The organism is Fibrobacter sp., from assembly GCA_024398965.1.
Classification (GTDB): Bacteria; Fibrobacterota; Fibrobacteria; order Fibrobacterales; family Fibrobacteraceae; genus Fibrobacter.
The window spans coordinates 1-19,189 of record JAKSIF010000042.1; the positions used below are offsets into that span (position 1 = coordinate 1).

Annotated in this window: 28 protein-coding genes; all 28 read left to right on the top strand. The window is 47.1% G+C overall.

Features of this window, described 5'->3' with window-relative positions; genetic code table 11:
* Positions 1 to 84 precede the first annotated feature (84 nt).
* Positions 85 to 558 carry a cell wall hydrolase gene (locus MJZ26_12140; GenBank protein ID MCQ2106528.1) on the top strand — a complete coding sequence of 158 codons (474 nt, stop codon included), beginning with the start codon at positions 85 to 87 and terminating at the stop codon, positions 556 to 558.
* A gap of 14 nt (positions 559 to 572) precedes the next feature.
* Positions 573 to 860 (top strand): hypothetical protein, encoded by a 288-nt coding sequence (locus MJZ26_12145; GenBank protein ID MCQ2106529.1) that lies wholly within the window; start codon positions 573 to 575, stop codon positions 858 to 860.
* A gap of 141 nt (positions 861 to 1,001) precedes the next feature.
* Positions 1,002 to 1,181, top strand: coding sequence for a hypothetical protein (locus MJZ26_12150; protein ID MCQ2106530.1), 180 nt, complete (start codon positions 1,002 to 1,004; stop codon positions 1,179 to 1,181).
* The gene (locus MJZ26_12155) at positions 1,178 to 1,405 is read left to right on the top strand and encodes a hypothetical protein (protein ID MCQ2106531.1); all 228 of its coding nucleotides are present in this window, start codon (positions 1,178 to 1,180) and stop codon (positions 1,403 to 1,405) included. Before MJZ26_12150 ends, MJZ26_12155 begins: the two co-directional genes overlap by 4 nt.
* A gap of 246 nt (positions 1,406 to 1,651) precedes the next feature.
* Positions 1,652 to 1,948, top strand: coding sequence for a hypothetical protein (locus MJZ26_12160; protein ID MCQ2106532.1), 297 nt, complete (start codon positions 1,652 to 1,654; stop codon positions 1,946 to 1,948).
* Between the two features lie 15 nt (positions 1,949 to 1,963).
* Complete coding sequence (locus MJZ26_12165) at positions 1,964 to 2,296, top strand: hypothetical protein (GenBank protein MCQ2106533.1); 333 nt, start codon at positions 1,964 to 1,966, stop codon at positions 2,294 to 2,296.
* Entirely contained in the window at positions 2,293 to 2,454 is a 162-nt protein-coding gene (locus tag MJZ26_12170; GenBank protein MCQ2106534.1) for a hypothetical protein, read from the top strand. Before MJZ26_12165 ends, MJZ26_12170 begins: the two co-directional genes overlap by 4 nt.
* Positions 2,451 to 2,609 (top strand): hypothetical protein, encoded by a 159-nt coding sequence (locus tag MJZ26_12175; GenBank protein MCQ2106535.1) that lies wholly within the window; start codon positions 2,451 to 2,453, stop codon positions 2,607 to 2,609. The genes MJZ26_12170 and MJZ26_12175 overlap by 4 nt, the downstream gene beginning before the upstream one ends.
* 10 nt (positions 2,610 to 2,619) lie before the next feature.
* Positions 2,620 to 2,928, top strand: coding sequence for a hypothetical protein (locus tag MJZ26_12180; protein ID MCQ2106536.1), 309 nt, complete (start codon positions 2,620 to 2,622; stop codon positions 2,926 to 2,928).
* Positions 2,929 to 3,326: 398 nt separating this feature from the next.
* The gene (locus MJZ26_12185; protein MCQ2106537.1) at positions 3,327 to 4,484 is read left to right on the top strand and encodes a DNA modification methylase; all 1,158 of its coding nucleotides are present in this window, start codon (positions 3,327 to 3,329) and stop codon (positions 4,482 to 4,484) included.
* Positions 4,485 to 4,527: 43 nt separating this feature from the next.
* Positions 4,528 to 5,058, top strand: a complete 531-nt coding sequence (locus MJZ26_12190) for a hypothetical protein (protein ID MCQ2106538.1) — start codon at positions 4,528 to 4,530, stop codon at positions 5,056 to 5,058.
* A complete protein-coding gene (locus MJZ26_12195) occupies positions 5,058 to 6,353 on the top strand; it encodes a PBSX family phage terminase large subunit (GenBank protein ID MCQ2106539.1) in 1,296 nt (431 codons plus the stop codon). Before MJZ26_12190 ends, MJZ26_12195 begins: the two co-directional genes overlap by 1 nt.
* A 17-nt stretch (positions 6,354 to 6,370) precedes the next feature.
* Complete coding sequence (locus MJZ26_12200; protein MCQ2106540.1) at positions 6,371 to 7,738, top strand: phage portal protein; 1,368 nt, start codon at positions 6,371 to 6,373, stop codon at positions 7,736 to 7,738.
* Positions 7,738 to 9,309, top strand: a complete 1,572-nt coding sequence (locus tag MJZ26_12205; GenBank protein MCQ2106541.1) for a phage head morphogenesis protein — start codon at positions 7,738 to 7,740, stop codon at positions 9,307 to 9,309. Before MJZ26_12200 ends, MJZ26_12205 begins: the two co-directional genes overlap by 1 nt.
* Positions 9,306 to 9,482, top strand: coding sequence for a hypothetical protein (locus tag MJZ26_12210; GenBank protein ID MCQ2106542.1), 177 nt, complete (start codon positions 9,306 to 9,308; stop codon positions 9,480 to 9,482). Before MJZ26_12205 ends, MJZ26_12210 begins: the two co-directional genes overlap by 4 nt.
* Before the next feature lie 12 nt (positions 9,483 to 9,494).
* Complete coding sequence (locus MJZ26_12215; GenBank protein MCQ2106543.1) at positions 9,495 to 9,905, top strand: HK97 gp10 family phage protein; 411 nt, start codon at positions 9,495 to 9,497, stop codon at positions 9,903 to 9,905.
* A 128-nt stretch (positions 9,906 to 10,033) separates the two neighbouring features.
* Positions 10,034 to 10,567, top strand: a complete 534-nt coding sequence (locus MJZ26_12220; GenBank protein MCQ2106544.1) for a hypothetical protein — start codon at positions 10,034 to 10,036, stop codon at positions 10,565 to 10,567.
* A gap of 15 nt (positions 10,568 to 10,582) precedes the next feature.
* Entirely contained in the window at positions 10,583 to 11,401 is an 819-nt protein-coding gene (locus MJZ26_12225) for a hypothetical protein (protein MCQ2106545.1), read from the top strand.
* Positions 11,402 to 11,403: 2 nt separating this feature from the next.
* The gene (locus MJZ26_12230; protein ID MCQ2106546.1) at positions 11,404 to 11,550 is read left to right on the top strand and encodes a hypothetical protein; all 147 of its coding nucleotides are present in this window, start codon (positions 11,404 to 11,406) and stop codon (positions 11,548 to 11,550) included.
* Positions 11,551 to 11,565: 15 nt separating this feature from the next.
* Positions 11,566 to 11,976 carry a hypothetical protein gene (locus tag MJZ26_12235; GenBank protein MCQ2106547.1) on the top strand — a complete coding sequence of 137 codons (411 nt, stop codon included), beginning with the start codon at positions 11,566 to 11,568 and terminating at the stop codon, positions 11,974 to 11,976.
* On the top strand, positions 11,976 to 12,326 hold the full coding sequence (locus MJZ26_12240) for a head-tail adaptor protein (GenBank protein ID MCQ2106548.1): 351 nt from the start codon (positions 11,976 to 11,978) through the stop codon (positions 12,324 to 12,326). The genes MJZ26_12235 and MJZ26_12240 overlap by 1 nt, the downstream gene beginning before the upstream one ends.
* Complete coding sequence (locus MJZ26_12245; protein MCQ2106549.1) at positions 12,323 to 12,691, top strand: hypothetical protein; 369 nt, start codon at positions 12,323 to 12,325, stop codon at positions 12,689 to 12,691. The genes MJZ26_12240 and MJZ26_12245 overlap by 4 nt, the downstream gene beginning before the upstream one ends.
* 10 nt (positions 12,692 to 12,701) lie before the next feature.
* Positions 12,702 to 13,253 carry a hypothetical protein gene (locus tag MJZ26_12250; protein ID MCQ2106550.1) on the top strand — a complete coding sequence of 184 codons (552 nt, stop codon included), beginning with the start codon at positions 12,702 to 12,704 and terminating at the stop codon, positions 13,251 to 13,253.
* A 17-nt stretch (positions 13,254 to 13,270) separates the two neighbouring features.
* The gene (locus MJZ26_12255; GenBank protein MCQ2106551.1) at positions 13,271 to 13,630 is read left to right on the top strand and encodes a hypothetical protein; all 360 of its coding nucleotides are present in this window, start codon (positions 13,271 to 13,273) and stop codon (positions 13,628 to 13,630) included.
* 219 nt (positions 13,631 to 13,849) lie between these two features.
* On the top strand, positions 13,850 to 15,451 hold the full coding sequence (locus MJZ26_12260; GenBank protein ID MCQ2106552.1) for a hypothetical protein: 1,602 nt from the start codon (positions 13,850 to 13,852) through the stop codon (positions 15,449 to 15,451).
* 13 nt (positions 15,452 to 15,464) lie between these two features.
* Positions 15,465 to 15,839, top strand: a complete 375-nt coding sequence (locus MJZ26_12265) for a hypothetical protein (GenBank protein MCQ2106553.1) — start codon at positions 15,465 to 15,467, stop codon at positions 15,837 to 15,839.
* 2 nt (positions 15,840 to 15,841) lie between these two features.
* Positions 15,842 to 17,566: a hypothetical protein gene (locus MJZ26_12270; protein ID MCQ2106554.1), complete on the top strand. Its 1,725-nt coding sequence runs from the start codon at positions 15,842 to 15,844 to the stop codon at positions 17,564 to 17,566.
* A gap of 472 nt (positions 17,567 to 18,038) precedes the next feature.
* The coding region (locus MJZ26_12275) for a hypothetical protein (GenBank protein MCQ2106555.1) at positions 18,039 to 19,189 on the top strand (1,151 nt) is incomplete at its 3' end.

Sequence of the window (19,189 nt, forward strand, 5' to 3'; positions counted from 1 at the left end):
AAAAAGAATGCCTTTCATAATTTCCCGGAGAGGAAATACGATCCAAACCTGGAAAAGATGATCATTAACCAATAAGGAGAGCGAATGAAGCGAATAGCAAAGCTGCTTCTGATCGCGGTTGCTGTAAGTGTAGCGTGGTTCTCGGACTACGCTTCACTTGCGGTATACGAGCCGCTTGACGAACTGGAAGAGGAAGCCTTCTTCGACGAGCTGGAAGTGCTGGCGCTGATCACGCTCGCTGAGGCTGAAGGCGAAGTAAATAAAAACTTGGACGATCCGTACCTTGGATGGAGGCTGGTAATAGACACGGTTTTAAATCGCGTTGACAGCCCCAGGTTCCCTGACACTATATCAGAGGTCGTTTATCAAAAGGGACAATTTACGTCCACTTGGAACGGACGTATGGACAGGATGGAGCTAAATGAGGACATTTGCCGCATTGTTCTTGAGGAAATTGAAAACAGGACAAACAGCGATGTGCTTTTCTTTTGCTCGACAGGTTGGCCGCAGTGTGGAAAGCATGAATGCCATGTCGGCCACCATTATTTCACAAAATAAGGAGGAACAATTAGATGGTAAAAGAAGGAGATGTGATCTTCATGAAAACGATCACGGACCTGGAAAAGAAGCAGAAGCCGATCAAGTTCGTGATTGAGAAAATATACCCAATCAAGAGGGCTTTTGGAGTAAAGGACTATTTCGCACTGGCAAGAAGCGTTTCTGGTAAATACCCGGTATGCTTTTCGAAGCTGGACCTGGCAGAGAACGGATACGACGAGAAATTCCCGGAGTGGAATCTACCGAAGGATGGTTATGGAACCGGAGGGAAAGATAAAAGTGAATATAGCAAGCGCCATTGAAGAACAGAAAAAGCGCCTGAAAATGGAACAGGCAATGCTGACGCTTTTTGCAGACGATCCCAGAACGGCAGGCTACCACGCCGGAAGAATAACCGAGATCAGGGAAATAATACAGATGCTGGAAGCAGAAATGGAGGAACCATGAACCTATATATGGAAGTCAGCAAGGACGAATACGAGCTGCCGCTGGTTGTTACAGATTCTGTCAGGGAACTGGCAGAAATTACAGGAGTAAAAGAATCGACGATTTCGAGCACGATTTGTCTGGCACGGAAGCGTGGCAGCAAGAGCAGATTTGTAAAAGTGGAGGTGGATGAATGAAAGCTTTAATTTGGGATAATAAAAAAAGAGAATACACAAAAGAGGTAGAACTTCCAAAAGGAAAATACATTGCGTTTACAGATAACATGGATGAGCCTTGCACTTGCGCTAACTGTGGGGAAACAGTTCGCTTTGGTGAAATGTATACATCACGAAAATACTACGGATGTAACGGTATTTTTGCATTTTATGTATGTAGTAAATGCTATGAGGTGGAAGAATGAACGCATTAACTGTAAACGTAAAAGTATCGGACATCGATATTGTTATGAAAGCGGTCCGCTCAATGAAAAGATACAAATGGGTGCACGGAAAGCATAAAAGAGGGAAAAGAAAATGATTATTGGACTTTTATTATTACTTATCGCGCTTCTGCTTGTTATTTGCTACTGCCTGGTGGTGGTAGCAAGTACCGCAGACGATCGAATGGAAGACGACGAGTTCTGGGAAGGACTAGACAGGAGGTACAAATGATAAACACTAAAGGGGAATGGATTTACACAAATGCTGAGATCGCTTACGAGCTCGGAATATCTCCGGCAACAGTAAACGCAATCGGAAAGAGACTGTTTGGCGGTGGACGCATTGCACATTGGACGATTAATGATGCAAAACTTATCTGCGAATACATCAAGAGCATTAGCATTGAGCAGGATGCGAAGCGTTTGGCCCTGTTACACGATACGGTAAGCGCGTGCGGATTCGGAGAGATGAATGATGCGGACCTGGCGATCAGAGTGAAAAATGATCTGCATAATGTGCCGTAGGATGGAGGAATAAAAATGCAGGAAGTTTTAGAAATGCTCGAAAACGAGCGAGACATCTCAGAATATGTTGCAAATCACAGCTGGATGCACCAAAAGGCAAAGGCCGCAATACGGAGAACAGTACTGTTTGGACGAGCAATTAAGGTTATTAAGCTGCAGATTCCGAAGGATATCACGCCGGACCTTTTCCACCCTAAATACGATGTGATCAGCTGCCCGCATTGCCATCATTCGCTCACGCACCGAGCGGTATTCGCGAACCGATATTGCTTTATGTGCGGCGGCAGGTTTGGAGACCTGATCTACCCGGAAGGATGGCTCGAAGACGAAGAGGAGGAAGATGAATGAAAAAAGAAGAGCTAATAGCAGCACTTCGGCTATGTTCCGATGATGATATAAACGGCACTGGATGTGCTAGATGCCCGGCAAAGGCTGATCCATGGTGCGTTGAGCATTTGATGGAAATTGCTGCAGACTATATCGAAAAAATGGAGGAAGATAAATGAATAATGGCCTGGTAAGAAAAGAAGACGTGCTCAAAATTATCAACGAGAAGCGCGGAGAGTTGTTTGGCAAGGACGCGCCGAAGATGGAAGCGAGCGTTGCGTTGACGTATGTTTACCACGACATCATGGACCTTGAAACGGTCGACAAGGATTGAGGTTTTTAAAATGAGCAAACCACGAAACTACTGGTTCCCGATTGCATTGAAAATGGTCAAGCAGTACAAGGAAATTAAAAAAGAGGACTCCTTCCAGGCTATGATCTACACAAAAGCCATAGAAGATACGCTGGAAGATTCGCTGCTCTTGCCTTACGGAGATCTCAGGGTTAAGGCTTTCAAGATGCTTTACTTTGATAAAACACACAACCTGCACGGTACCGCTTCCGAGCTACACGTTACGGAACGCACCCTGCAGAGGTGGACGAATAAGTTCGTAAACGAAGTGGGCAGGCGAGCGGGATTTGCAGAAAAATAAAATGGCGTAAAAAAGCCAATGGACCGTCTTACACTCTAAACAGTGCGAGACGGTCTTTATATTTTGAGATCATATCTGACACCTCCTTTCTTTGTTTGTAAGCTGCAGCGCGTAAGAAGCAGCTCCAGTTTACTCATTTTCTGGCTCCGGTTGAACTCCGGCAGCGCTTATATAATACATGCCCAATCTTTTGGTCATATAATTCCTCCGCTGCGGAAGCAGCATGGCGAATAGGTTGAAGTGCTTCTTTTGCCCCTTTGCACTTCCGGTTGTTCGACTCATCCGTCGCCATTCAAGCAAGAATACTTTTTTTCTAGCTTTTCATCTTTTCATAATTTCTTCTTTTCAAAGCCTCACGGTTATGCTGTGGGGCTTTAAACAAATCGGAGGTGTTTTTCATGGAATTAAGGAACGTAGCAATTGAGGAGATTATCCCTTACGCGAACAACCCACGACAGAACGATAAAGCTGTCGACAAGGTGGCTGAAAGTATAAAACAGTGCGGATATATCGCGCCGATTATCGTTGACGAGGACATGGTTGTCCTTGCTGGCCACACTATACTTCGCGCACTTAAAAAGCTCAAAAACAAAACCGTGCAGATTGCGGTCGTTGCAGGACTTTCGGAAGAGCAGAAGAAGTATCGTCTGCTCGATAACAAGACAAACGAGTTCGCAGACTGGGATATGGAAAAGCTCCTGGAAGAGCTCGAAGGACTGGATTTTGAAGGCGTGGACTTTGGATTTGATCTCGGAGATATGAACGGCGAAGAAGCCGAAGCCCAGGAGGACGATTACGACCAGGAACCGCCGGAAGAACCGAAGAGCAAGCTTGGCCAGGTATATAAGCTCGGCCGACACAGACTTATGTGCGGCGATTCTACATCAAAAGACGATGTAAAGAAGCTCGTAGGCGGCACCCAGGTAGACCTACTTCTTACCGACCCGCCTTACAACGTAGACTATACAGGCAAAACGGCAGACGCTTTGAAGATTGAAAACGACAAGATGGAAGATGGAAACTTCCGTCAGTTTTTAATCGATGCATTTGCGGCAGCAGACGCGGTTATGAAGCCTGGAGCTTGTTTCTATATCTGGCACGCAGATTCAGAAGGATATAACTTCCGTGGCGCTTGCAAGGACGTCGGTTGGCCAGTTCGCCAGTGTATTATCTGGAATAAAAACACTATGGTTATGGGCCGCCAGGATTACCAGTGGAAACACGAACCGTGCTTATACGGATGGAAGGAAGGCGCCGGACACCTGTGGGCATCCGATAGAAAGCAGACAACGGTTATCAACTTTAACAAACCGACACGAAACGATATCCACCCGACAATGAAGCCGGTCGGCCTTTTTGATTACCAGATCAAAAATAACACGAAAGGTGGCGACGCGGTCCTCGACCTTTTTGCTGGCAGCGGTACCACAATAATGGCCTGCGAGCAGAACGGTAGGAACGCATATTGCATGGAGTTTGACCCGAGATATGTGGATGCGATCATCGATAGATGGGAAACCTTTACTGGCCAGAAGGCTGAGCTTGTAGAGGAATAAATAGTCAAAAAGCCTCGATGGAAGGACACGGAGAGGAAAATTTATGGCACAAGGTAAATTTAGACCCTGGTTGGAGCCCGACGGCCTGCTGCTTTTAGAAGGGTGGGCCAGGGACGGTCTTACGGAAGAACAGATCGTTCACAACATGGGTATAACACGCTCCACGTTCTATGCGTGGAAAGATAAGTTCTCGGACATTTCGGACGCTCTTAAAAAAGGCCGCGAAGTTGTCAATTACGAGGTAGAAAACGCCCTGCTGAAATCGGCACTCGGCTATACGAAGAAGATCACAAAGCCGATCAAGGTAAAGACGGAACGCCAGGTGCAGGGCAAAGGAAAAATAGTGGAAGAGCACGTTGAATATGTGGAGGAGGAGATCTTCATTCCTCCGCAGGTCAGCGCTCAGATATTTTGGCTGAAGAACAGACGCCCGGATAAATGGCGAGATAAGCCGGACCTTGCCGAAGTAGAGGAAATTGAGGACGACGGTCTGCTCGAAGCTCTCGATTCGAAGCTGGAAGAGATATTCTCAAGCGGCGACGATTCCTACATGATCTCACAGGAGGATCTGTAATGAAGGCATCGGAATTTAAGTGGGGCAAGCTGTCGAAGAAGCAAATGATGTTGCTTTCCTGGTGGCGAGAAAATAGCCCATATGCCGACTTTAACGGCATTATTGCAGACGGAGCTATTCGATCAGGAAAAACCGTAAGCATGGGCTTTTCTTTCGTCCTGTGGGCAATGACGTGCTACGACAAACAGAACTTTGCTATATGCGGAAAGACGGTCGGTTCTGTAAGACGAAACGTGCTGGTAACTCTAAAGCGGCAGCTGCGGGCACGTGGCTTTTCAATAAAGGAGCGGTACTCCGAGAACCTGCTGATCGTGTCAAAGGGAAGCGTCAGCAATATGTTCTATATGTTCGGCGGCAAGGACGAAAGCTCGCAGGACCTGATCCAGGGTATTACCCTTGCAGGCGCCTTTTTTGACGAGGTTGCTCTTATGCCGGAATCGTTCGTCAACCAGGCGACAGCACGTTGCTCTGTTAAAGGGTCAAAGTACTGGTTCAACTGTAACCCGGCAGGCCCGATGCACTGGTTCAGAAAGAACTGGATTGGACGATGCAAGGACCGAGGCCTGGTATACCTTCACTTCACGATGGAGGACAATCTCACGCTGTCGGCCGATATCGTAAAGCGATACATGGGAATGTACACTGGCGTCTTTTACCAGCGTTATATCCTGGGGCTTTGGGTAGCTGCAGAAGGCCTGATCTACGATATGTTCGACCGAAAGGTACACGTGCTGGATAAAGAGCCGGAGACAGAAGGCGCCTATTACGTTTCTTCCGACTACGGTATTCAGAACGCGACAACCTTCCTCCTTTGGCGAAAAGTAAAAGATAAAAACTCCTGGGTATGCGTCCGGGAGTATTACTACTCAGGCCGAGAGGAAAGCAGGCAGAAAACAGTCGCCGAGCTGGTCGAAGGGCTAAAGGGTATGCTCAGCGGAATTAAACCTGAGCGAATAATCGTCGACCCATCCGCGGCCGCACTGATCGTAGAGCTTCGCAAGAACGGTTACAAGATCAGGAAAGCGGACAACGACGTAAACGATGGCATTGCAGACGTGGCTTCCATGCTGGTTTCCAATCGCCTATATATCATGAAATGCTGCAGACATACGATCGAAGAATTCGGCCAGTATTTGTGGGACGAAAAAGCTGCAGATCGAGGCGAGGATAAGCCGATTAAGCTATTCGACCATTGTATGGACGCGGTGCGATATTTTGTAAGAACGATGAAACTTGTTAAAAAGGACGAGCTGCCAAAGGAACCGCCTGCTCGGACTGCGAACATTTTTTTATAAACAGGAGAAAATAAAACATGTACACATTCCAGAACCTTCTTGAAGTAGGCGAGAGCGATCAGGCGCGAGGTAAATTTTGCCGGGACGCAGTAAAAGCATTTAAAGAATCTGCAGATTACCAGGCAGCAAAAGCAGGCGATTCTTACTACAACAAGCACAACACAACAATCGAAAAGTATCAGAAATATCTTTACACGGTCAGCGGAAACCAGATCGCAGATATTTATTCCAGCAATTACAAGCTCAAAACGCTATTCTTCCGGCGCCTTGTCACACAGCAGGTTCAGTATGTACTCGGGAACGGAGTGACGCTGCAGAATATTAAAAACAAAGAAAAGCTCGGAAAGGACTTCGACTTCAAACTGCAGATGGCTGCAAAAAGAGCGATGGCTAGTGGACGGGCTTTTGGCTTTTGGAATTTCGACCACTTGGAAGTATTCGGCTACGCAGACCACGAATCACAGCCTGGCTTCTGCCCACTTTATTCTGAGACAACGGCGCAGCTAGAGGCAGGAATACGATTCTGGTCGAAGGCTGTCGGGGATAAGATCATTGAGAGATATACGCTTTATGAGGCAGACGGAATTACCGAATACAGATTTATCGAAGACGAGATGGAGCTTGTGCAAGAAAAGCACGGTTATATCACAACGACAAAACGAACACCTGCAGGTGGCGTTGAAGAAGTAACCGAGGAAAACTACGGAGCGCTTCCGATCGTTCCACTTTACGTCAACGATACACACGATTCCGAGCTGATTGGTATTCGCGAGAGCGTTGACTGTTATGACTTCGTTAAGTCAGGCCTGGCAAACGATATCGACGACATGAGCGGATTCTACTGGATATTACAGAACTCCGGCGGCATGGAAGATACAGATCTGGCCCAGTTCATCCAGAGAATGAAAACTGTTCGTGCGGCTACGGTCGAAGATGCAGACCAGGTAACAAGCCACACACAGGAGGTACCGACGGAAGCACGCCGCCTTATGCTGGAGCTGCTTCGAAAGGATATTTACGAGGACTTCCAGGCGCTCGATGTAAACACACTTTCTGCTGCAGCTAAAACGACGCAGGAAATCCAGGCAGCATACCAGGCGCAGGACAACAAGTGCGCGGACTTTGAATACTACCTGATCGAGTTCGTTGAGAACATCCTGGAGCTCGCAGGAATCGACGACGTTCCGACCTTCGTGTGGAACAGGGTCGTAAACCAGGCAGAGCAGACGAATATGATTCTGAGCGCTGGGACATACCTTTCCGAGGAAGCTGTTATTAAACACCTGCCGTTCCTTACACCGGAAGAGGCCGATGAAGAAGTAAAAAAGCGTGCAGAGCAGGCCTACAACCAGTTCAATGACAACGAGGACGATGAAGAAGAATAATGCCGAGCTATTCAGATAAAGAAACCGAGAAGCGATTAGCGCAGCTCGAAAAGAAAATTGATGCTGAATATAGAAAAGCCTGGGAGGAGCTGAAGCTGACCACGTCGGAATACTTCGATTCCTTCCAGGAACGCGACCTTGAGATGCTTAACAAGCTGGAAAACGGCGACATCGACGAAGCATATTACAAGCAGTGGCGAATTAACCAGATCGGACGAGGTAAACGCTGGGAAGCTATGCGCGATCAGATGGCAGCCAAATTGTCAGAGACAAACAAAATGGCAGCTGCGTATATCAACGACACGACGCCAGGCATATATAGCGTGAACCAGCTGTATGAGGCATACACAATCGAGAGCGTATCAAATAGCGTGCAGTTTACATTAGTGAACGAGCAGACCGCAAAGCACCTTCTTGAAGGCCCGAAACAGATCCTGCCGCGGTCAAAAGTAAACGCCCAGAAGGATGAAGCCTGGAACATGGATAAGATACAGCAAGAGCTTCTGTCAGGAATACTGCAGGGCGACAGCTTAAAGCACATGGCTGACCGATTCCAGAAGGTATCGAACATGGACCGCAACGCCGCAATCAGAAACGCGAGAACGGCCACGACAGGAGCGCAGAACGCAGGCCGCCAAAACGTATATGATCAGGCCGGGGAAATGGGCATCGAGCTTTGGAAGGAATGGATCGCAACCGACGACGACCGAACACGAGAGAGCCATGCAGAACTCGACGGTGTACGCGTGCCACCTGGGGAGGAGTTCCCGAACGGCCTAATGTATCCAGGAGACTGGAACGGCGATCCGGCTGAGATCTACAACTGCAGATGTACAACGCGAGCTGTTATTCCTGGCTTTGAAAACGAGAACGCCCACAAGACAGGCCACACCGTCGAAACATACAAGGAATGGCTTGCAGAAAAGGAAAAAGAAAAGAATATCTGGTGGGCTGACGACGATCTGAGCGGCAGTATGTACGACGATACAGTTCCGAAAATTCTAACTCCAGACAATATGAAGGCCACCTTCAGCGACTTTACTGTAGAGGAACTAGAAGAAGCAGGCCGAGAGATCAATAAGAACCTTGACGGTTATACAACACGCGCCAGCAAGTGGAGCGGTAAGATCGTCACAGACGACCCAAATGTAGAGTTTGGAAAACTTTGGAGCTGTGATATTCAAACACTAGAAAAAACATCCCTGCAAATCATTATGCACGAGCTGTTACATTCCAGATCTATAAGTTATTACGATAAAAAAACATACAGGGAACACTGGAAAACAGAGGAAGCGGCCGTTCAGTATCTTGCAAGAGAAATTAGTAAAGCTAACGGAATCAAGCCAATTAAGTCAGACTATGACGACAAGGTTCATGCACTTGAAAAAATCAATAATCTGAGCGGCTATGGTTCAAACATGGATTTCGCGAAAGACTTTTTTGACGTGGAAGTACCAAAAAGAGAAGACTGGCTAATTGAAGTTGTGAATGGTATAATGACGAATGGTGGAACCGTAGGAGATTATATGGACGCGCTTGAACAGCTAGAGAGGGTTGTAGATAATCCATGACACTGGAAGAAATCAAATATTTTATAAAGCACGGAAAACACACCGAAGAGGAGTGGATTGGCGTGCATAATGAGTTAAAACAGTACAGGGCCACATTGTCGGAAAAAGAGGACCAGGAGTTCACAAAAAACAACTGGATGCTATTAGAGATCGTCGGAATGATGATTTCATGAGAGTGAAAAAGAATGGGACTTGAAATTAACGTAAATGATAACAGCGAAGAAGTGCTGGAAGCGCTGAAAAGGGCCATGCAAAGAGGCCTGACACAGTGTGGCATGGTCGCTGAGGGATACGCAAAATTAAATCTGACGCAGCAGAAGGCGGTTGACTCTGGAGATCTTCGAAAGTCCATCACTTTTACCGTAAAGGACAACGACGTATACATCGGCACGAACATTGAGTACGCCGCATATGTTGAGATGGGAACGGGAAAATACGTCCCTGGAGGAAGAAAAGACTCCTGGAGCTACCAGGACGCAAAAGGCAACTGGCACCGCACAAACGGTATGCCACCAAGGCCATATTTGAAGCCTGCCGCTGCTGATCATGCACAAGAATACACGGCGATTTTAGAAGCCGCAATGAGGAACGCATAAGCGCTCCTCTTTTTTTGGCGTAAAATGGCCAGATTTCTCGCTTACGATAAAAGACGATGAACCGAGAAGCACATCGGTTTAAAGCTATTTTAAGGACAAGGAATAGTCCCCGAAGGAAAGGAAAAGAAATGGCATTATCAAGATCGTACTTAAAAGGCATGGGACTTACCGAGGAACAGGTAAGCGCAATCATTGATGCACACGTCGAGACCGTAAACGGCCTTAAAGAGGACATCACAAAGTACAAGGCAGACGCCGAAAAGCTCCCGGGCGTACAGAAGGAACTGGACGATCTGAAAAGCGAAGGCGGCGACTGGAAAACGAAATTCGAAAAAGAACACCAGGATTTCGAAGATTACAAAGCAGCTGAGACAGCAAAAGCTCAGAAGGCTGCAGCGAAGGAAGCTTACAGTAAACTTTGCACAGAGGCAGGCGTAAGCGAAAAGTACCTTAAAACAGTTTTGAAAGCGACGGACTTTGATTCTATCAAGGTTGACGATAAAGGCGAACTGACAGGCAAGGAAGAGCTTACAAAGGCAATCAAAGAGGACTGGGCCGACTTCATTTCAACAGATGAAACACAGGGAGCAGGTACCGAAACCCCACCGGATGGTTCAAATGGTGGTGGAGCAAAGTCGCCAGGCATCCCGACAATTTTCTAATGAGGAGAATTTAAAATGGCAAGAATTCAGTCTTTAGCAGTATTAGCATCAGGCGGTGGCAACGATTACCTTGCAGAACTTTACGGAAAGGTTATCGCAAACATTCAGAAGAACGGCATCTCTAACAAGGTTAAGAACACCGCTCTTTCCGGCACACCGTCTTCCGGTACAGTAGAAGCAAAGCGCTTCGAGAACAGAACATCTAACGCTTACGGAACAGCACGTACAGGCGGCGCTGGTCAGAAGGCAAAAGCTACTCCGGTTGTTATTTCTATCAACCAGGATAAGGAGCTTATTACAGAAATCGAGCAGAAGGACGTTTCCCTTTACGGCATCGATGCTTTCCTTGCAAAGCAGGCAGACCTTGACGAGAAGTCCATGACAAGAGAGCTCGAGCGTGCTTTCTGGGCAGAGGCAAAGACAGCAGGCACACAGGTTACTTCCCTTCCGACAGATCCGGCTGAAATCGCAGAGAAGATGATCCAGTCCGTTGAGACAGTTTCAAATACATTCGTTGATGGCGTTGATCGTGACATGATCGCACTCGTATGTACTCCGGCATTCTTCGGAAAGCTCAGAACATACCTCGATACAATCACAGACGCTGCAGGCGAAGGCATCTCCGCTTACCACGGCGTTAAGGTTTACTCTTCTGTATACCTTCCGGCAGGCGTAACAACATGTATCGCACTTGCTGAGGGCGCTGTAGCACAGCCTGTTCTTATGAACAAGATCTCTGGTGCTCAGATCCCGCTTTCCAACGCAGTGGCTACTGAGATCTTCTACAGCTACGGCACAAAGGCAGTCGCTGACGACCTTATCTTCTGGGCTTAATTATGGCAGTATTTACGACCGTTGAAGGCGTAAAATACATCACAAATAGTGAGGCCGTTATTGCTGCTTTCCGCAAGCGTAGCGACCTCACAGAGGTGGTAGAAGAAGCGCCGAAGAAAAGAACCGCTAAAAAGAAAACAGAAGAATAAAACAAGGAGGCTGACATGCTTTACCAGGTAATGAAGCACATTCGGAATTTCTTCCCGGTTCCGGGTGGAATGATGAGTGGGGAATTCAAGATCGAGGAAGGCGTGATCAGCCTTCCGTCATGTTTAGATGGCCAGTTCTATCTAATCGAAGGTTCCGTATTGAACGACGGAGTACATCAGCACCCGGCAACGGACCTGATTGACGAAACATTTCGTGGCCAGGTCACACTTCTGGCTATTCCGCGTGCGTTTATTGACCTTGTGGAAGAGATCGAAAAGTGGGACGAGAAGAACGGTGCAGCAGGCGCGTTTCAGAGCGAGAGCTTTGGCGACTATAGCTACACAAGAGCCACAAACGAAAAAGGAGCCCCGGTAACATGGTCGGATGCCTTTAAAAGCAAGCTGAACGTATGGAGGAAAATCTGATGAGTTTACTCGATGAGTTTTGCACCGACTTTTGTGTTATGGAGAAAGAAAGAACGCCGGATGGAGAAGGCGGTTTCGCTACCTCCTGGTTCGATGGCGCGACCTTCCAGGGCGCTTTAATGCACGACACAACTATATTAGCTCAGCAGGCAGAACAGGAGAACACGGCATCGACGTTTTCTCTGTATGTGCCAAGGGACCTGGCCCTTCTTCCGTATGATTACATCAAACGCAAATCAGACGGTCAGGTTTTCCGCATTACTTCTGCGGCGAGCGATGATTATACACCAGCATCTTCCACGCTTAATAAGGCAAAGGTACAGATGCAGAAAGCGAGCCTGCCAACATGACAAAGACAGCCGCATTACAGGCGTTTTTCAGCGGTTTTGGCATCCCTGCTTACCCGGCAAACGCAGTCCCGAAGGATACGATTTATCCCTGGATTACCTACGAGGTAATCACGACTGACTTTTTAGGCGGCCCTGTTAGCTCAACAGTGAACCTTTGGTACCACACCGAAAGCGAAGCGGAGCCAAACAGAAAAGCGGATCAGATCGGGAAAGTACTTGGGCTGGGAGGCGTTACGATTCCATGCGACGATGGCCTGATCTGGATAAAGAAGGGCTCTCCGTGGTGTCAGTCGGTAACAGATCCGGATGATATTGGACTGAAACGACGCTACTTGAATGTAACACTTGAATACTTAACAAACTGAGGTAAGAAAAATGAAATACACACAGATTCCGGCAGATGCCTTTAAGAACCTTCAGCTGAACGCAGGCGTTCTTCTTGACAGCTTTACACCGTCCTCAGGTGTGATCGGAAATATTATCGGCGCCACAACTGGCGGAGTTAATTTTACAGCAACACCGACATACACAGACTTCGGTGAGGATATCGACAACTGCCCGAAAAATATGAAAGAGCTCAAGAAGCTCGACACATGGGAAGTAACCCTTTCCGGCACATTTGTATCTGTTACAACGGACCTTATAGCAAAGCTTATGGGAGCAGGCGCTGTAGACAGCTCTGATAATACAAAGGTCCTTCCTGCTGCAGATGTGGCAGATACAAACTTCGAAGATATCTGGTGGGTTGGAGATTACGGCGAAGGAGGCGGCCTCGCTATTCACGTCCTTAACGCACTTTCAACAGGTGGCTTCCAGATGCAGTCAGGAGACAAGGCAAAAGGAAACTTTGCTTTTGAGTTTACTGGCCATTACAGTATGGCAGCACAGACAAAAGTGCCGTTCGAGGTATATGTAATCGACAAATAAAATGAGAGAGGTGCAGTATGAAGTTATCTGAATACAAAGGCGAAGACGCACTTGATTTGCTGGCAGATATCCTGGAACCAGCGTCCGAGATTATGACGGACAAGGTTTTAGTGGATATGGTTAGAAACGGAAAGAACCCGATCAACGCGGTTCAGAGGGCTATTAAAAACCATAAAAAATCTGTCCTTCAGATCATGGCCACGATGGAGGGAGTTCCGGTGGAAGAATACGAGTGTTCATTCTTCTCGCTTCCGATCAAGCTCCTGGAGCTGGCAAACGATAAGGAGTTAATCAAGTTTTTTTCTATGCAGGGTCAGACGGAGCCAAGCGTAACTTCTGGCTCTGCTATGGAGATTACAGAGGCACTCGAAAAATAAAACCATTCTTGCGGTATGTCTTAGCACGTTATGAGGATGAACAGCGTGAGATGGCATACCGCTTTTATATTGCTGACTGTCTTTTCTATTCAGCGGAAAACAAGCGGCCGACAATGCGACTGAATGAAATCATAAACGGAAGCAAGCCGCACGACACGCGAAGTGGGGACGATATAGTCCTGGACATTATCAGCAAATTAGGACTTAAAGGAAAAGACGATGGACGTATTTGATTTAGTAGCAAAGCTCACGCTTGATAAATCAGGATATGAAAACGATCTAAAAGAAGCGGCGAATGAATCTTCTTCATTTGGAAGTAAACTTGGCAGCGCTTTTAAGACAGGCGCAGCTGCGGTTGCTACACTTACGGCAGCAGGAGCGGCTACAGTTGGAACAATTACTTCCCTGGCCGGATCAACCGCTTCTTACGGCGACAAAATCGACAAGATGTCGCAGAAGATCGGAATATCAACAGACGCTTACCAGGAGTGGAGCTTTATCATGGAGCATTGCGGTGCTTCTGTAGATGGACTCCAGGCAGGAATGAAAACCTTGTCTGGCGTTATCACAGATGCGGCAAGTGGAAGCGATACAGCAGCAAAGAAGCTGGAAGCTGTCGGCCTTTCGGTTGAAGAATTAAACGGATTAACGCAAGAAGAGCAGCTTAGCAAGATCGTCTCAAGCCTTCAGAACATGGGCGAAGGAGCTGAGCGTACAAGCGCGGCGACAGATCTTCTTGGAAGATCTGCAACGGAAATGGCAGCGTTATTTAATACCAGCGCGGAAGAAACCGAAGCAATGAGAAAACAGGTCCATGATCTGGGCGGCGTTATGTCAAAGGATGCGGTAAAAGATGCTGCAGCTTACGAGGACGCATTAACAAACCTTCAGACGGCCTTCACTGGCATGAAAAACGGCTTGTTAAGCGATATGCTCCCAGGAATAACCCAGGTTATGGACGGTCTAAGTGCCATTTTTAGCGGTGACAGTGGCGGCGTAGAAATGATCAGAGAAGGAATCGAAGGCCTTGTTGATAACATCTCACAAGCGGCACCTGCGCTTATTGATACAGGCGCACAGCTTATTTCGATGTTTATCGACATTATTATCGACAATCTTCCGCAGATCATACAGCTTGGAACAGATCTTCTGATTAAACTTGTGCTTGGAATAATTGATGCTTTGCCAGAGCTTGTCGCCAGGGTGCCTGAGATTATTACAGCACTCGTCACATCGCTGAAGAACGCGGCCCCACAGCTCAAGGAAGCAGGAATGACACTATTAAGCACGCTTGGGAACGCGCTTATAACCTACGTTCCGCTTTTGATATCAAAGGTTCCGACTATTATCACGATGGTCAAAAACAAGTTTATTGAGCTTTTGGCATCTTTTAAGGATATCGGAAAGAGAATCGTCGAGGGTATTTGGCAGGGAATCAGCGGTGCAGCTGGCTGGCTTAAAACGAAGATTAAGGAATGGGTCGGAAACGTTGTGGACTTTATTAAGGGCCTGTTCGGAATCCATTCTCCGTCCAGGGTTATGCGCGATCAGGTCGGAAAATTCCTGGCCCTCGGCGTTGGAGAAGGATTCAAAGATGAAATCCCAGGAGTGCTTTCTGATATTCAGAACGAAATCCCGACAGCGTTTGATGTTTCGCCAACTGTTCCGATCAAACCTTCTGGAAACGGAGGCAACGTAGACACAACCCTCAACAACAATATTACAATCACACTGGAAGGCGACGCAGCACGCCTGTTTAAGGTTATTCGACAGCAGAACGACGTGTTCAAAAAGTCCACAGGCCAGAACGCGTTTGCATAATGGAGGAATTTCGATGTATTTCAAAGTAGGCACCACAGATTATTCTAATAATATCGAGCCGGACAAGTATTCCGTCAATTCTACGAAGGAATACAAGTCCTGGCAGGATGGAAACTACAGAGAGCATCGCGTTTATTTAAGAGATCGAATCAAAGGAACAATGGCCCTTTGGTTTGTAAGCAACGGAGGAGCGGACTACGATTCGTTCCTTCGTGTTCTTGAAGATAACACGGATGCAAGCGGAGTTTTAACCGCGACAGTAAAAGTAAACAATACGAACCAGGAGTCCGAGATTGGCGCGTTCTATTCGATCAAATCAGAGACAAACCGCGTGCTTGATCATGGCGAAACCCTTGTCAAGATCGAGCTGGAAATTATGGAGGCGTAGCAGTGCTGAACATTCCGAACAATATTAGTGAGCTTTTAAAGACGGACGGCGTAAAAAAGAACCTCCGCATTCATTTTCCTAATGGCGAGCTCCCGGATATTACAAATGATCACATCCTGGCTGATTCTTTGGAGTTTACGGAATCCGTGTGCTCCGCAAAAACACTGCAGCTGGGCCTTGCAGAATCTTCCGTGCTTTCTTTTTATTGTGCCGATCTTCCAAACTTTCGAGGGGCAACGATTGAAGCATATATCGAGGTAGAAAATAACGGATCTTATTATCCTATTCCTCTGGGAGTGTTTACCGTGGATGAGTGCCGTAGGCAGAAAGATCTGATCACACGAAAAGTAGTAGCTTATAGCTATGCAAATGTGGTAGATCCAACTATCCCGGCAATAAATGGAAGGAAGAATTATATCTATTCTTTCGAAGGAGCTCGAAGGATGGTGCCGGTATATTCTGATTCGCCATTTGAAAGCCAGTTACGAAAATGGATTGTATCCATGTTCAGTAGAAGGATAGATCCGCATGATACGCTTCTTCCGAAGGTAAACACGTACCCAGTAACAAGCCCTTTGCCTACATATGTATCCGGGCAGATAAAGCTGCCAAACTCTGTTTATTCTATCTCTATTGCACCGCTCTCGAATTATATTTTCTTCTTTAAGAATCCGGGTGGCACTACAACCGGCTCAACTTTTAAGCCATCTGACATTCCGTGGCTGGATTCTGCGAAGCTTTACGCATACAGAAGCGAGAAAAGCCTTTCGGAGAAATTGGATGCCATAAATGAGGCAATTGCAGGCCGTGGCAGCATCGATAAGAATGATATAGAATCCTGGTTCGAGCAGTTTACTATTCCTGCTTGCACAGAGCTTATCTACAGAAGAAAAGGATCTTCTACGAATGCCTATAACGAATACCATGCACATCCGGCAATCGAAAAAGAAGGATATATCTATCAGCATACAAGAGGAGTACACTCTACAGCCACATCATACAGCGGATACACTGCTTTATATGTAGCGAATAGGGTTTCTGTAAGCATTTATAAGCACGGTGATTTCCTAGAGCGTGTTACGGTAGATCTCGGAGGCATAGATCTCTACGAGGTGGATACAACGAACTATAGTGCTGCGGATAATATTCTTATCTCGATACCTAGAAAAAAGTATTCTTCAACCGATTATAGAACGGAGCTCCCGGATGATTTTAACGTATACGATTTAACACGCAGCTATTCGGAATTAAGTGCTAACTTCGGTATGTTTGATAGGACAACTGGACTGCTGCAGTTTAAAGAGATCGGCCAGGGTGGAGAATTCTCTGTAGATGCAAGCAAGATCTCAGATATAGAATACGATGAGGAGCAGGCCATCTACACATCTGTACACGCTGCCTATACAGTTGGATCTACTACGGATGAATATGTAAAAGAAATCGATGTTGGAAGAGACAATAATCCATATATCATCAACAGTAATTATCTCATGAATAACGGGTACCTCACGGCAGCCCAGGTGCAGGCATTCACTGATCAGATAGCAGCGAAGTTATCCACATACAAATATGTTCCATGCAATATCACGATGGTGGGAGCTCCACAGATGGAGGCAGGAGATATCCTGCATATTACTCTCAACGATGGTACACAGATGGATATCCCGGTGCTCAGAAGAACGCTACGAGGAATCCAGGTGCTGGAAGATGTGATAGATATTCTGTAAAATCGGAATATTATTCTCGATTAAAAGTCGGAAAAGTTAAGAGTGCAATCCATAAAACAATGTGCTACAGTATTAACACAAGCTTGTGAAATCTAAAAAATGAATGTCCCGGACGCGAGGCTTACTATGATGTGACCCATAACGAATCCGTGCAATCTGCGCAAGCGTGTTGAGATATGAAGACCGACCGAAGGGCATCCGAAGAAGATGCCCTTTATTTTTTGGAGTGATTATGGATGAAGAGACGAAAAAGGAAATAGCTGAGGCCTGCACGAACCCGATAAAACTTACATGCGAGTCGTGTATAGCGAACAAATATTGCGAGCGGCTAGATGAAGCGCTCAAAAGTGCAATCGAAAGAATTATGAGGCATCCGTGAGGGTGCCTTTTTTATTGGCGTAAAAAGTCCTGTATATTCGCATATTCTAACAAGAGAAACCCGAAAACGCACCTAATACACGAGGGAGCAATCATGGATAAAAAGACATTAATTTATAACGTGGGCGTGACCAGATCGCTGGAAATGTACCAGTACGACCACGAAGCGACCATCCTTCGCTTTGCTGGCTATAAACCGTTGGCGCCGGAGAACGTCGTTTATTTTAGTTTGGAGACAACCGCCGCAAGCTGGCTTATTCCGCTGTCCGAAATGGAGTGGACGATCACGAGACCAATGACAGACCACGACGGTACCTTTAAGGGACAGCTTGTTGAAATGGGGCCGGATGGAGTAACCCCGGTTCGCCATAGCAAGATGTTTGACGTTGTTATCAAACACAGCCTTGTAGAAGGCCAGGAGGTTGTTGATCCGTCCCTGGAAAGATGGGCAACACATCTGCAGGAGCTGTACGCAAAATACATCGAAGGCGCCGAGTCTATTTATGCGACACGAGACGAAGTGAACGAGATCGCGGAGGAAGCTGCAGCAAGCGCCACCACGGCATCGCAGAAGGCCCATATCGCGTCCGAATCTGCAGCAAACGCCAATGTGTCGTCTGCCGCTGCTAAGCTGTCAGAATTGGCCGCAAAAGCGTCACAGGACGCTGCAAAGGCAAGCGAGACGAACGCCGGAACCTCTGAGCGCAACGCATCTACAAATGCAGGCAAGGCAGAAGCCGCTGCAACAAGAGCGGAAGCTGCAGCTACCAGCGCAAACGCAAAGGCAGTCGACGCTAGCAATTACGCTTCAACCGCAAGCACAAAAGCAAACGAGGCAGCAGCGAGCGCACACCAGGCAAGCCAGGACGCAAGAACTGTGGCAAGCACGGCAGCATCTTTCTCACAGACAGTAGCAACCGAAAAGGCTGCAGCAAAGGCTGAGATCGAAGCAAAGAAGACGGAAAGCGTAAATGCTCTGACCGCTAAAACGTCCGAAGGCGTGAACGCGATCACAGCGAAGAAGGAAGAAGGCGTGGCAGCAGTCCAGGCTATGATCGACACGATCCCGGAAGATTACCAGACGGAAATCTCTGGAATAAATTCCCGTTTAAACACGAAACAGGACACACTTGTAAGTGGCACGAATATCAAAACCATCAATGGCAGGAACATCCTCGGAAGTGGCAACATCGTTATCGAAGGCGGTGGCGGTGGTGGCGGTGACTATGACGCACTTGAGGAAAG